The organism is Corallococcus llansteffanensis (genome assembly GCF_003612055.1).
GTDB lineage: Bacteria > Myxococcota > Myxococcia > Myxococcales > Myxococcaceae > Corallococcus > Corallococcus llansteffanensis.
The window spans coordinates 1-13,697 of record NZ_RAWB01000259.1; the positions used below are offsets into that span (position 1 = coordinate 1).

Sequence of the window (13,697 nt, forward strand, 5' to 3'; positions counted from 1 at the left end):
GCCGAGAACGGAGTCGTCACGAGCCAGCGGGTGCTGGTGACCGTGCGGCTCGGGACCGGGCTCGCCGGGGCGTGGGTGCGCGTGTGGCCCCAGGGCTTCGATAATGAGAGCGCCCGGCACTTCCGCATGGACGGAGGCGCGGGTCCGGTGCGAGTCGACGGTCAGGCGCGCGTGGTGGTGACACTCCCGGATGGTGACGTGAGCGCGTCCGCACCGCTCTCCCTGGACGTCCTGGTCGTGGCGCGAGCGAGGGAGAGCCGTCACTACGCCGGGCTGCGCTTCCAGCGTCCCACGCCCGCAGGAGGCACACCCGTCGCCCTCGCGTCCGCGAACGCGCCCCTCCTGGTCTGCGAGCTGAATGCCCCGCCCTTCGCCAATGCGTTGGCCCTCGATGGCGTCATTCCCTCGGGCGCCAGCGTGGTGGCGCTCTCCACGCCCCCCGCGCTGGTGGACCGCGCCACGATTCCCAACGCCGCCTGGGCCGCGCCCACCCTGGCCCGCTCGCTGAACGCGCTGCGCCTGGAGCTCACGCCCCCGGCCTTCCGCCACATCCCCAAGGGTGAGCCGGCGGAGCGCTTCGCCGGGACGGGCGCCACCGTACGCACGCTCGAGCGCGTCACCTTGAGCAGCTTCCTGGCCTCTCCGGGCCTGCGCCCCCCCGCCGCGCCCTTGCCTAGTCAGGAGCGGCAGGAAGTCATCGCCGGGCGAGTCGACCGCGCTAACGCCCAGGTGGAGGCCGTCATCGGCGCCACGCCGTGCCTGTCGCGCTACCACGAGCTACTACCCCACCCGCAGGCCCATCCCGGTGCGCCAGGAGCGCCCGAGGTGCATGGCACGGGCGCGCGACTGGTAGGCCCGGCCGCGGTGCGTGCGGTGGAGCTGCTACGCGAGCGCCTCCATTCCACCACGCCGGCCCTGGCCACCGCCGCCGCGACGCCGCTGCCGCAGCCCGCGGCGCCCGCGAACGCCACCGTGTGGACCGCCGTGCTCCAGACGGTGGCCGCCGCCGTGGAGGGCGAGGCGCCCCTCGTCCCACAGGCGACGAGCGTTCCCTTCTACCCGTTCGGCCAATCCCTCGCGGACGCCCTCGCCTTCCTGTCCGGGAGGATTCCCGGGATGCCCGCAGCGCCTCCTGGAGCCGCCGAGGCCGCCTCCGTCGCGCGAGCCCTGGACCGCCGCGTGCGCGTGGCCTCACGCGGCGCGAGGGAAGGCTGGGCCTCCCTGCTGGGCGCCATCGAGCGCGCCCAGGACTTCGTCTACATCGAGACACCCGCCTTCGACCCCGTCACCTTCATCGGGGACCCGCAACTGGAGACCCGGCCGGGCCGCACGCCGTGGCACGCGCTCATCGAACGGCTGGCTGCGGTGCCCGGACTGCACGCCTTCGTGTGCCTGCCGGTGAACCTCATGCCGAGCCTGCCCAACCGGCTGGCTCGCCTGCGCGATGAGCTGATTGCCGGGCTGGAGTCCGCCAGCACGCGCGTGGTTGTGTTCTCGCCCGCGACGGGACCGGGCCGGAGCCTGCGCCTGGCATCCACCACGGTCATCGTGGACGACGTCTATGCCCTCACGGGGACCACGCACCTGTCCCGGCGGGGCCTGACGTTCGACTCATCGGTCGCCGTCGCCGCCTTCGACGAACAACTCGTGGACGACCGCGCGAGAGAGGTCCGCGACTTCCGCCGGACGCTCATGGCGGGGCGGCTGGGAGTCGGCTTGGCCCTGCTGCCGGACGAGCCCCTGGCTCTCTTCGACGCCATCCGAAGGCTCATCGACACCGGGGGACGCGGCCGCCTCGCGGTGGAGCCCTACAGGCTCCCCGAACAACCGACCGGCAACCTCACCGCCGACGCCTGGAACCCGGATGGCTCGCCTGGCACCAGCTTCGACATCCTCGCCCGACTCACCGCCCTGCTGACTGGTATCCAGGCCGAGCTGGAGGAAGACCTCCCCGCGTCCTGATCACTGGATGTGAAGCATCGGCTCAGGCGCCGAGGTGCAGCGCGTCCACCACCAATTGGGCCAGTGACAAAGGCGTGGGCACGATGCCGCGGATCGCCTTCACGGCTCGTTGGTGGATCTCCTCACCCCATCCGAAGACGGAAGCAACTGCAGTGTCGCGTGCTCGCAGCGCCCATTGGAGCAATACAGCTACGCCACCTCGGAAGCGTCGCCATCGACAGCATCGAGCAGAACGACACGCTGCTATCCGAGGCGATTCCGGTGGGAACGCGGAGGCTCGGGTACGAGCCGAGCTGAAGCCCGCACGCTCAAGCCGATCGCAGGAGCAGCAGCACTTTGCGAAGGCGCGGAGAGTACACGCCGGGTTTCGACAGCAGAAGCGACGTACGATCAACTCAAGCGGCACGAAGTGCCCAGCAGAAAGCTGGTCCGCCGGGCGTCGGACATATCTGCCACACACCAGTGTATGGGGGGCTGGCACGAGGGACATCGGGTTCCCGTGGCTTCCATGCGCACCACCAGGACAACATCCGCTGAGCGCCCTGCGTCCCCCGATCCACTCAGCACTCGGGAAGTGAGTACAGCGCTTCCATTCTCAGGGGGTCTTCGCCTCGCTGACCGATTGCCGCGTCTGCCTGTTCCTCCGAGGGGGACCACATTGATTTCGGGAGAGCCACAAAGTCACGAAGGCGCACTAAGTCTCCATTAGCGGTGAGGGTTCGATAGCGTCCAGTGCCACCAGCAGACTTTCGGGCCCCAATGCTTTGTCCTTCCGCAAAGAGTCAAGAAGCGCCGTGCGGGCCACGCGTTGCATCAGGTCGGAATAGGAGAAGAGCACCGGCCGCTCGCTCCGAGTCACAAGCAACTCCACATCCTTTGCATGATAGCGAACCCCTTCCAACAGGCGCTCGAACAGCAGCAACCGCTCTGCAGAGCCGGGACGCCTGAACTCCAGCGTCAGTGTCGCGCGCCGCAAGAGTGCCGGGTCCATTGCCCGAGCACGGTTGGTGATCATCAGGACCGCCATCCGGGTCTTTTCACGTGAGAGAAGATCGATTTGCTTGATGAGGACGTTGAGTCCGGCCCTGTCCTCGTGATGAGCCTGACTCTCCGAACGGCTCAGGCCAAGATCGTCCGCCTCATCGATAATGAGCAGTCCCACGCCCTTACCCACCTTGGCCCGAGCCTGAATGAACGCATCAGTCACCCTCGCGGACAGTTCGCCCACCATCCCTGTACCTCGGATGTTGGAAGGCGTCTCCAGAACCAGCACCTTCTCTTTCAACTCCTTCGCCAACGGCGTACCGACCGTCGTCGCCAGTGCCGTCTTCCCGCAGCCAACCTCCCCCGACAACAACACCAGCGGGGAGACCCCGTGGAGCGTTTCCAACAAGCGCAAACCTTTGGGATGATGACGATGACTCCAAGCCTCCAACCGCTTGTGGGACAACAGGAGGATCAGTCCATCAACAAGCATCTCCTTGTGTGCATCAATACCAATCAGCGCATCAAAATGCACCTGCGCCGTGTCATCAGGATGCTTCTTCTCCAGAAGGTGCAGTTCCGCCATTACCATTCTCCAATCCGACTGCGGATGAGACCGTAGCCATCCTTCGAGTATGCACGCTCACGCGTGGCAGTTCCGTCCACACGGGTACCTCGTCCCCAGCCACGCTTGCGCATCTCCTCGCGTACGTCGTCTTGCACGCCGGCCCGATACATGACGTAGATACTGGCTTTCGTCCCCGAAGGAAGCAGGTGCAGACGCTGTCCTCCAGAGGAAGCAGCCTCGAACAGTGAACCGTCATCGCTTACGTCGTACCTGAAAGCACCTCTGCTCCCATCAGGCTGGGTGAACTGGAGTTCGAACGCAGAGATGGCCTGCTGTGTCAGCAGATAGGTCAGATCATCTACCCACTCCTGAGCGAGTTCTCGGGAAACAAGGCCATTCACCACGCACCCGACAAAGTCCGCCAGGACGCTCTTCATGACCTCGCGGACACGCGCCTCAGTGAAAGTCCCTGTACTGGTGCGAGTAGAACTCATGCCTCAGTCTCGCAGTGATGGCGGAAAGGGTTGCCGAAGAGATCGACAAGGCAATCCATACTTTCCACGTCATCGCCTCGCAGGTCAGCGGCGACAACACGATGAAGCATGTCGCAGGACGCTTCCAACCACTCCCCCAGTTCGTCAACCTCTGCGAAACCCCACTGGGAGATGACATTGTTCCCTGAGTTGACGGGATCCAGCACTTCCCACTCCGCAGCCTGGTTCGCGGCGGGAATGAGGCCAAAGTCCGTGAAGGCAATCCGCTCACGCCGCTGGACGGTGGCCGCCATCAGGCTGAACCACTGCGCCAGGGTTTCCGCGTAGGTCTCCTTGACCTGGATGCGGTCATAGGCGTGAGCGCACATCAGGTCGAGCACCATTGAGGGCACGTCCCTGAGAACGCGCGCATTCGACTGGCGAAACTCCCGCCACCACTTGACGAGGCGGACGCACTCATTGAACTTGACGCGCCCCTTCATCAAGTTGCTTTCACCGGTGCGGCGGGTAACGAACTCGATGTGCTTCTGCACGGAGGTCCGCCGTCGCTCTCCGTTGGCACGCAGGAGAATCTGCGACACGTCGTTGCCCGGAACGGCGAGCATGGGAACCAAGTCATAGCGGAGCTTCGTCCCCACAAAATCGAGCTGGATCGAACTCCGCGTCTTCTTCCGCTGGGTGAAGGGATAGGTGGCTTCGGCGTAGCGGTTGAACCGATTGAGCAACTCGTCAATGCGCTCGCCGTCCTCATCATGAGGAGAAACCACGAAGGGCAGGTCTACATCCTGCCCCTCCACATCAGAGTCACCCTGGAGGTGACGGCGCAGTCCGGTCTTCTTTTCAAACGAGCCGGCGTTCGGCGTCGAGCGGACGGTCAATCCGTCCTTCTCAGCCTGGCCGCGGATGCGCGCGCGGATCTCCGCAGCCTGCTCGCGAATGGTATCCACCTTGTTGTCATCAGTGCGAATCCAGTCAACGAAAGCGCACATTCGCCTATGAAGTACACTTCGAGTGCTCAACTGAGTCATGGCCTGTGTCCTGGGTTTCAGGGGGACTTGAAGATGTGAACGAACGGCTTCTTGTTGCGGAACGCCTCATCCAGGCCCAATCGCCACTCGTAGCCGGGCTTCGGCACGGCTTTGGCATTGAAGTTGTAGACGTAGGAACGCGGGAGATTTGTTGCAGAGAGCACCTGCCCCAAAAGGAATGCGATGCTGACAGGGACAGCCGCAAAGACATGGATGGATTCAAAGTCACCCATCTCCCGCATGCACTCATTAATTTTCTTCCGTAACAGCAACCTGTAGGCCTGCGCCTGTTCCGCACTCCGGACGATTCCAAAGTCAGGTCTGGCCACCTTGAAGTGGAGGTCGGCACGGATGCAATGGGCCAGGAGAACCGTCTCGCAGTCCGAGGACTTTACCTCGGAAGAAATGGACAGACGGATTTGGAGAGCCTTCCCCGTGCCTTGAGCACGCCCTTCCACTTCCAGTGCGGGATAGGACCTTCCTGGCGCTTCATGCCAAGCAAAACGCCCTTTCTCGCGATCATACTCGATGACATGGACGTGCTGTGTTGCCTTTGCGAGATAGCCCGCAAGCACCGCGAACGGGACCAGAGGAAAGCCGTAGTAGAGCAATTCGACGCCGGGTTTCGAGAAGACACTTAGCAACTCGCCTCCAGGCTTGGCTAGGCGCTGCACCTGTTGGGTCAGGTTCGAGCGCCGATTCTTACCGAGGGCCTGCGTCTGATCGATAGATACCCCCTGTACGCGACGGTTCTCGGTCAACTGCGGTGCGTCAATGTGGCCCGGAGTCTGACGCACCTGGGAGAGCGCTTGGTGACAGATGAGGACGAGCTCAGAGCGGGGCGCAGGTCCGCTGGAGTCGTCTGGGGGATCAAAGGGGCGGAGCCCTACCTCATCTTCCTCGCGTCCGTAAAACTGGAGTGCAGCCCAGTCCCTGGCACCAGGATCGAGCATGAGTTTGCGACGAGCCAGGGAGATTGCAGTGCGGAGGTTACGACTGCCCATGAGAAGGTCCGCGTAGAGCTCCTTCACCAGCGTCACAGACCCCTTGCATGAGAAAGGAAGCCGCGAAGCGATGACGGCAGGGACCCCTACACGGTGAAACACACGGGCGATACTTCCCAAGATGTGCGCTGGAACTCCAGCGTCACCGCTCTGGCAAGCGCAAAGCGTAACAAGGCGCAAGGCGTTTGCACGTCCAGGAAGAAGCCGGCGCAGGTCCTCGGGGTCGAGCCGGTCAGGCTCGTCATGGGAGTCTTCGGGACTGAGGACAAGCCCGTACGCCTTCCTATCCGTCAGTGCACCATGACAGAGGAGGTGCAATACGGTAACAGGGTGTTCGGTGTCAGCCAGAGCATCAGCCAGTTTCTCGCGGGTCATGTTCCGGAGCACGTCTCGCTCGGGATCAAAATCGAGCTTTGCCTCCTGACAAACCTCCTGGATCGCCTTCAGGTGTTCTTGGAAGGGAACGCCTCCTCCCGCTGCAGAGCACGCAAAGAGGATTCGTCCCTTCGGAGAGATTTTCTGCATACCAGGCGTTGGCAACCACTCACAACGAACCAAGCATTCTGGCAGCTCCGCAATCTGCTTATTATTAAAACTGAGCTTCAATAGCTCCCACGGCAGATAATAGAGTTCTGAAGCATCCGTTCGGATCGTCAGATCAACGGGCCTACCTTCTTTCAGAGCCCCTTCAATTTTGGCCTCATAGCGAGGCCATCTAGTGTCCTCCAAGAACCCAAGCAGGTGATCGCCCAGCAACTCAAGTGCGTCCGATGACGGATGGGATTTTTCCAGTTCGCCATAGGCCGCAATGATCTTGGGGTCATCCCATGGGAAGCAGGCCGTGCTGCGCTCTCCCCCTGTGAACCGAATCTCATATTCCAAGCGTGACCTCGAAAATGCCCTGTCCTTACGCTTGAACTCAAGACTGATCTTGAGTGGCTTATTCTCCATTGATGGCATTTCCCGGCACCCGAACTGCCGGGTCTCCAAGCAGCACGTAGTTGACGAGGTCCTGACACAACAACCACAAGCGGGCCTTCACCTTCAGGTCGACGGAAGAGGTGCGCCCCATGGCACGAGCCAGTTCGTCCTGATTGAGGAGCGCCGTCAGCTCAACGAGTGACTCACTGTGGATCCTCAGCAACGTATGCAGGGCATTTCCTACGCGCCGCCCCTGTAGCAGCGCCCTGAGGATTCCGAGAAAGCGTGAGTGAGCCAGGCGTCCCTGGTCACTGAACGTAGAGACCCACGCAAGGTCCATGTGCCCGATAACGGCCAATGGACCTGACGGGTTGGAGAGCACGGCCTGTGGAAGTGCTGCGACGAATGGCAAGGCCCCCTCTCCTGGCATGCCTTCCTCCAGGACACGAGCGGCATCCCGGTCAACATCTCGAAGCTGCTGAAGCCAGGGCGCATAGCTGCTCCGCCCCGGCGTTCCCGCACCGTAACAGGCGAGAAAAAGCCAGATGCCTCCTGGAAGGAAAGGACGTGACACCAACTCCTCCCCTGTCAGCAGGCTCTTGTCCGGGAGTACGAAGGCCCCCTGGAGTCTTCTCTGCTGCTCACGCGTCTTCCAGCCCGGGCCCAGCCCATGGCTCAACGTCAGCATCACACGCGGCTCGGATTGAGACACATTGCTCAACCACTGCTGGGTGGAAGCGCCCTTCTCGTCGATGATCTCTTGGAGTTCCGCCTCGGGGAAATCCTTCGGCTGCCGCGCTTGAAGAGTCTCGAAGCTCGGCCCCATCAAGACGTCGTAGGCGAGGTCCGTCGCGGATGTGCCATCCTTCGAGGTGTAGAGGAGGGCGCGAGGGCGTACCTGCCCCTGGTACGGGCTGGACTCCCACTTCAGGACCTTTGAACAATAGGCCTCGTACCCATCCGCCGAGGGGAAGACAAGCCGTCCCACAAAGGCATTGGTAGACAGCACCTGTTGCAGTTCGAGCGAGAGCCCGTCCAGATCGCCGAGCAAAAGCAGATAGCGAGGACGGTCCGACTCATCCACCGCCTCCTTCCTGAATTCGGTTCGCATCCAGCGCGCTGCTTTGACGTCGTCCATTCCCACTGGCGCTCGATAGGGATGAACAGGAGCGCCCTGCATTGCTTCGCGCCATCGAATCAGGGGATCGATGAGGTCCAGCAGTCTGTCCCCTTCGGGGCCCTGGGGGGCCACCACGCCCCAGCGTTGCTTCGGGAGAAAGTCCGGGTCTCCACTGGCATCCCACAACCGATCTGGAAGCTGTCGAGGCGTGGGAAAGGGAAGCGCTGGAAACTTCTCCAAGGCAATGCCACGCGGAAGTAATGGTTGGTGATCATCAGCGCGTGCGAGCAGCAGTTCGAGAGACACGGGTTTCTCCCTTGAGTTCATGAAGTGGGGCTCCGCCCAGCGCGATGCCTCGACGCTGGACACCCTTGGCGGTAATTGGCAGCGAACGGCCGACTACATTTCCGGCTGGCTGGGGAGCAGCTCCACTCGGGCTTGGTCGTCCACCATCTGGTGGATGAACGCACCGAGTTGCTCCTGGACCGAGCCTCGAAGCGTGAAGAGGACCTGCCCCACGGAGGTCACCGTCCCCAGGGCCAAGAACTCCGAAGGTGTCTGCGTCGGAAGGAGGAAGACGCTGCGCGCAGAGAGCTCAGTCCCCGGCCAGAAACTTCCGGCGAAAGATTCCACGGTGGGAGTCGCCGGGTCCGGAAGAATTCCATGCACGGGCGGCCCAGGCGGCTCCTCGAACTCCTGGTTCTCGATGGGAGGCCCCGAGGTGTAGCGCTTGAGAATGCTCGGGGGCACTGGTGCCTGGACGTAGAGTTCGACCGCCGCCCCATTCCGGACCATCTGCGTGATGAAGTCCTCCAGGTCCTCCTTCAGCCTGCCCCGCGCCACGAAGTGCACCTGCTTCGACTGTTCAAGAACCCCAAAGGCGATGAACTCGGAGGACGGGGTCACGGGCATCAGGAAGGCGCAGCGCCCCGAGGCATCGCATCCAGCCCAGAAGTCGGCGTCACGGTGAAACTCGAGTTGATGGAAGATGGGCTGCGGCTTGTTCAAGACGGGCTCCTTGTGGCGACTGAAGGTGCTGGAATGCCCCCGCCTTCAAAGATGCCCTTCGATTTATTTGTTACCTCGGTCCCGAAGCCCGAGGTTCACTCGAACAGCAGAACGTTGGCCAGCCACGTCTGCTTCGCATCCTTCTCCAGCCACTGCGCGCGTACATCACGCAACGCAATCGAGGGAGCAACTCCCGCGCGCATGCGTTCACGCACCTGGTTGAAGAAGACGTTCGCATCGTTCCCTGGAATCCGCGTGGTCGCAGCCAGCACCCCACGCGCGCCCGCATGGATGAAGGCCGCTGGCAGGCTGAGCGGCTCATGGAGCGCATACGACGTATGCGCGGCATCACACGAAGACAACACGACGAACGGTGCCCCATGGAGAGGGGTGTCGCGCACCTGGGGAACCGTCAATTCGCTCCCGCCCCGTTCCGACGAAAGTAGGAGATAGGACGCATCCGCACGGTCGTAGATGAAACCATGCGCTACGAGATCGATCTCCGTCGCATCCTGCATCGCGGCACGCACCCGGGAGGGTGTCGCGTCGGCCCCCGAGCGGGTGCGGAGCTGCGCCTCAGGCCCCAAGGAAGCCCCCCAGGAAGGCAGGGGCAGCACGTCCGTACCGGGTGGAGTCTCCACATCCGAAACAACAAGGTGGACCGCAGGCCCTTTCCGAGGCGCACGAGGAGCCGTGGTGCGCGTGAGATAGCTCCAGGCCATTGACGGGGGCAGCAGGCCCGCCCTGCCATGGAGTGGCGGACGGGCGAGGACTTCCACCCGTTCACACGGGCGAAGTGCCGCCAGGAGGTCTTCCCGGACGAGCCCGTCAAGTTGCGAGGGAAGAGGAGCGCGCCGGGTCTCGTCATGCCAGCCCAGCGATTTCGCATCCACGCCCCGGACAATGAGCAGTGTTCTCTCGGAGTCCGAGGTGGCCGCAAGCAGGCACCGTTCCGGCAATGACTGGCCACGCTCCCTTGAAATGAGCTCCAGCGCTTCATCGAAGGCACCTCTCCGGCCTGCCTCGAGGATGAGCGAAGTAAAACTGTAGGCCCGTGCCCGACTCGCTGCGATGTCTTCCTCGAGCCCCGGGGCCGATGCTTCCTGAATGGAGTTCCAAAGCAAGGTGCGTCCCCTTGCGACGTCCCGCTCGATGAAAAATCTTCCCAACGCATGCATATCCACGGCGCGTTCGCCTGGACTCCTGGCCCCCAGGGGTGTCGTCAAGGCTCGCATCAAGTGCTCCTCATCCCTAGGCGCCCCTTTCAGCCGCGCGACTTCCGCGAGGGTGAAGGCGCCACTAGGTGAGAGTGGTAGACCCGTTGCCAGAGCCGCGTCGATCTCCCAGCGTGCCTCATCGATCCGAAGCTCCTGGAACGCGATGGATGCGAGGCTTTCATGGACACGCCTCACTGCATCAGGCTTGCTTTCATTCCGCGCCAGGAACTCCTCGATATAGGCACGCGAGAGGGAGGTGTCTTTGACGAGCCTCGCAATCTGGCTCAGGCTCCACAGAAGATCCTGCTCCATCTGCCACTCATTGTTTGCCCTTGCGTCCTCCCAGGCCTTCTTCGCGTATTGGCGTGCGTCCTGGAATTCGTGGAGCTTCATGAGGAGCGTGGAGAGGTCACTCTGAAGAGAGAGGCAGCGATACTCCAATCCGGTTCCCTCGCAGAGAGGAAGTGCCTCGCGCAAGGTGCGGACCGCGTGTGCCAATCTTCCCGCCCTCTTGTCCACGGTCGCCCGCTCCTGAGCTGCCAGGAGTTGGAACCAGGGATCTTTCATCGCGTCGGCCTTCGCCTTGAAGAGTTCCAGGTGGCTGGAGACCGTTTGGGTGAGCACAAGCGTGCCCAGGATGAGGTCATCGTCTTGCGACGAGAGAACCTGCCTCAGGAACATCTCGCGCTCCGACACCGAGAGACGTTTCGAGGCCAGGGCTGCATAGCCCTGCGCTAGGGGCCCACGCCGCTGGAAGTCGGCCGCCGCAACGCGCTGGACATAGGCCTCAAGCACGTGGGACCGGGTGCGCCCGTCCAGTTTCCGGGCCAGTGGGAGTAGGGTCTGCACTGCGCTAACCGTAGGAGCGGCGCGTACAGCGTCGTAGAAGAAGAGCCTCGCAATGGGCGTGTCGCTGAAGTCCTCGGGCAGGGGCGTGTCCGCGTTTTCAATCAGCGAGGCCCCCGCCTTCAAGACAGCGGCCCAGCGGTCTCGGTGCGTGAAGATATCGCGTCGAAGCCCTTGCGCTCTTTGCGTTGCCTCCTCTGCCCAACCCGGCTCTTTCAAGGAGGCAACCTGCGCAAAACTCCTGGCTGCGGCAAGAGGAAGACGCAGATCACGCAACGCCAGTCCGCGGTTCCACAAAGCCGCGGCATGCCGAGGCGCTTCCGAGAGCGCAGCATCTGCATTCGCCAGTGCATTCTCAGGCTTGCCCAGTCGGAGAAGGGCCACCGATTGCTGACTCTCGACATCAGGCGTACTGAGTGATTTCCGCAGAAGGCTCAGCGCCTTCTCCGCTCCGTAGCGATCACCCTGTTCCAGATAATGCGATACGGGATCCTCCCCCTCTGCCAGCGTGCCCTCCCCTGCTACATGGGATGACGGCTCTCCGGGCTCCGCGGATCCTGCCATCGCAGGGACCAGGGGCTGATAGGTCTCAGCGCCCAGACCGCTCAAGCGCGCCTCCATCGCCCGGTAGCGAACCTCACTCGGTGAGGAGATGCGTTCGACAGATGCGAAGTGGCGAATCGCGCCGAGTCCCATCAAGAGGGCCGCGAAGCAGGCCGCCGCCAGCAGCAGGGGACGCGGCCGAATCCGGGAGACAGTGGCCAGGGGCCTGAGGGTGGGGCTCCGGGTTTTTCCACGCGCGGGGTGTCGCTGCCCAAGGAACTGAAGCTGGAGGAGTGTCTCCACTTCGGTCTGACAGCGTGCGCAGTCCGCCAAATGGAGACGGAAGGACTGGGCCTGGGTGGGCGAGAGTTCCCCATCCACGAACGCCTCCACGTCGTTGCAGGGAGTGGCCATCAGGGAACACCCGGCAGGAGGAAGGTTTGGAGGTACTCGCGCAGCTTCGTGCGCGCATCGTGCAGACGCTTCTTGACGGTACCGACGGGGATGCCGAGCAGGGTCGCGATCTCCTCGTACTTCTTCCCGCCCTCGCGCAGTGCAAAGGTCTCGCGGATTTTCGGGCTCAGCGACGCGAGCGCCTCGGAAAACTGCTCGGAGGTAATGGCCTCGTACGCAGGGGCAGGCGCAGATTCCCGAGCCTCCTCGCTCAAGGCGGGATCCCTCGCGCCATTAACCCGGGTGCGCAGCCGCCGACACTGGCCGAAAAACAGGTTGGAGAGTGTCCTGACCAGCCAGGCCTCGCCACTTGGCACGGAGGGCAGCGCCTCCTTTTTGCCGAACTCCTGGATGAACCGGAGAATGACCTCCTGAACCAGATCCTCGGCATCGGTTTCGTCACCACACAAGTTCATCGCCTGGGCCATGAGACGGGATTGGCGTTGCATGGCAAACGCCCCAGCCTCTTGTTGTCTCTCCTGGCGCATGACCCCTTGTGGCTCCGAACGGAGTTCTCCTCCGTGCTCCTGGAGCGCGTTCCGCCACGAGCCATCCGAGCAGGTGGGAGACGTGTTCGCAACCGGGCTGGGTGCGGTAGGTGGGTGCATGAGTGCCGAAGGTCAAGAGGAGCAGCGCTTCGCAGCCCACCTAGGACGCCTTGAGCGAAATTTGTTCCCTGGGACTGGCGCCTGAACCGCACGGAACAGCGCTGCCCGGGCCCACATCCAGAAGGGAAACAGGAGGGTCCAAATGAAAACGGGCTGGAGACCGTGAAGCTCTCCAGCTCGTAACCGAATGATTCCGACTACTTAGATGGTCGGGAGACAGGGTTTGGACCTGCGACCCCTGGGCCCCGAACCAAGGCGAAGGGACGTCCAGGGGTTATCAGTAGTTCACAACCTGCTGTAATCCTTCAGGTTGCCGGGGGCGGCCCGGTCCCACCATCCCATCCGCCCCCAAGAGCACCGAGAATTTTGCTGCCAGTTTGCTGCTGGGCCCTGAGCCCCTGTCTGTCCTGCCACCGCCGCCCTCTCCGCTCCTCACGACCACGGAGGTCGCTCGTCGCTTGGGGTCTGCCGCGCCACGGCTCAGTACGCAGGCTTCAACAGCCCTTCGATGGTGTGGTGCTGCACCACCGTCACAAGCGCATCGACCACGCGGTAGGTGAGGTGGTCTCGCACGCGGGGTGGTAGCGACTCCAGGTAGCGCCGCCTCACCTGCAGGTCATGGTGGTTGGCGTTCGTCGCGTTCGTCGCGTCCGGCGCATCCACACCGACCACCAGCACCGGGCGCGACTGGTCCGAGCGGTTGGCGGTGCCCCGGTGGATCGTGAGGGCGGAGCGGGCGGAGATGTCGCCCATGCGCGGCAGCTTCTGCACCGCGCGGGCGATGTAGCGCGGCCAGAGCTCACGGTGCGGGAACTGAAGTTGCCCCGGTTTCGTGGAGTCCCATCCGCTGTGCGAAAAGGGTCCCACGATGCCGAAGTCACGCCCCCCATACCCGCCGGAGTTCCGTGAGCGGGTCGTCGAGCTGTTGAAGGCCGGCCGGT

Annotated in this window: 9 protein-coding genes and 2 pseudogenes; 1 reads left to right on the forward strand and 10 read right to left on the reverse strand. The window is 63.1% G+C overall.

Annotated features, from left to right (window positions below; all coding sequences use genetic code 11):
* A partial coding sequence (locus tag D7V93_RS45125) for a phospholipase D-like domain-containing protein (RefSeq protein WP_208723120.1) occupies positions 1–1,962 on the forward strand: 1,962 nt, incomplete at its 5' end.
* 694 nt (positions 1,963–2,656) lie between these two features.
* Here D7V93_RS45125 and D7V93_RS23235 read toward each other — a convergent pair.
* The 10 genes and pseudogenes from D7V93_RS23235 to D7V93_RS23270 all read right to left on the reverse strand — a co-directional run.
* Positions 2,657–3,532 carry an AAA family ATPase gene (locus tag D7V93_RS23235; RefSeq protein WP_158623830.1) on the reverse strand — a complete coding sequence of 292 codons (876 nt, stop codon included), beginning with the start codon at positions 3,530–3,532 and terminating at the stop codon, positions 2,657–2,659.
* A complete protein-coding gene (locus D7V93_RS44495; protein ID WP_147451285.1) occupies positions 3,532–3,951 on the reverse strand; it encodes an HORMA-1 domain-containing protein in 420 nt (139 codons plus the stop codon). Before D7V93_RS44495 ends, D7V93_RS23235 begins: the two co-directional genes overlap by 1 nt.
* A gap of 53 nt (positions 3,952–4,004) precedes the next feature.
* Entirely contained in the window at positions 4,005–5,036 is a 1,032-nt protein-coding gene (locus tag D7V93_RS23240) for a CBASS oligonucleotide cyclase (protein ID WP_341870960.1), read from the reverse strand.
* Between the two features lie 17 nt (positions 5,037–5,053).
* A complete protein-coding gene (locus D7V93_RS23245; protein WP_158623832.1) occupies positions 5,054–6,922 on the reverse strand; it encodes an SAVED domain-containing protein in 1,869 nt (622 codons plus the stop codon).
* Positions 6,923–6,980: 58 nt separating this feature from the next.
* Positions 6,981–8,387 carry a hypothetical protein gene (locus D7V93_RS23250; RefSeq protein WP_147451287.1) on the reverse strand — a complete coding sequence of 469 codons (1,407 nt, stop codon included), beginning with the start codon at positions 8,385–8,387 and terminating at the stop codon, positions 6,981–6,983.
* A gap of 93 nt (positions 8,388–8,480) precedes the next feature.
* Positions 8,481–9,089, reverse strand: a complete 609-nt coding sequence (locus D7V93_RS23255) for a hypothetical protein (protein WP_120645501.1) — start codon at positions 9,087–9,089, stop codon at positions 8,481–8,483.
* 95 nt (positions 9,090–9,184) lie between these two features.
* The gene (locus tag D7V93_RS23260) at positions 9,185–11,761 is read right to left on the reverse strand and encodes a CHAT domain-containing protein (protein ID WP_167509490.1); all 2,577 of its coding nucleotides are present in this window, start codon (positions 11,759–11,761) and stop codon (positions 9,185–9,187) included.
* Between the two features lie 255 nt (positions 11,762–12,016).
* A pseudogene (locus D7V93_RS47705) lies at positions 12,017–12,109 on the reverse strand (zf-HC2 domain-containing protein); the annotation flags it as partial.
* Positions 12,109–12,597: an RNA polymerase sigma factor gene (locus tag D7V93_RS23265; protein ID WP_158623833.1), complete on the reverse strand. Its 489-nt coding sequence runs from the start codon at positions 12,595–12,597 to the stop codon at positions 12,109–12,111. The pseudogene D7V93_RS47705 and the gene D7V93_RS23265, both read right to left, overlap by 1 nt.
* Before the next feature lie 639 nt (positions 12,598–13,236).
* A pseudogene (locus D7V93_RS23270) lies at positions 13,237–13,697 on the reverse strand (hypothetical protein); the annotation flags it as partial.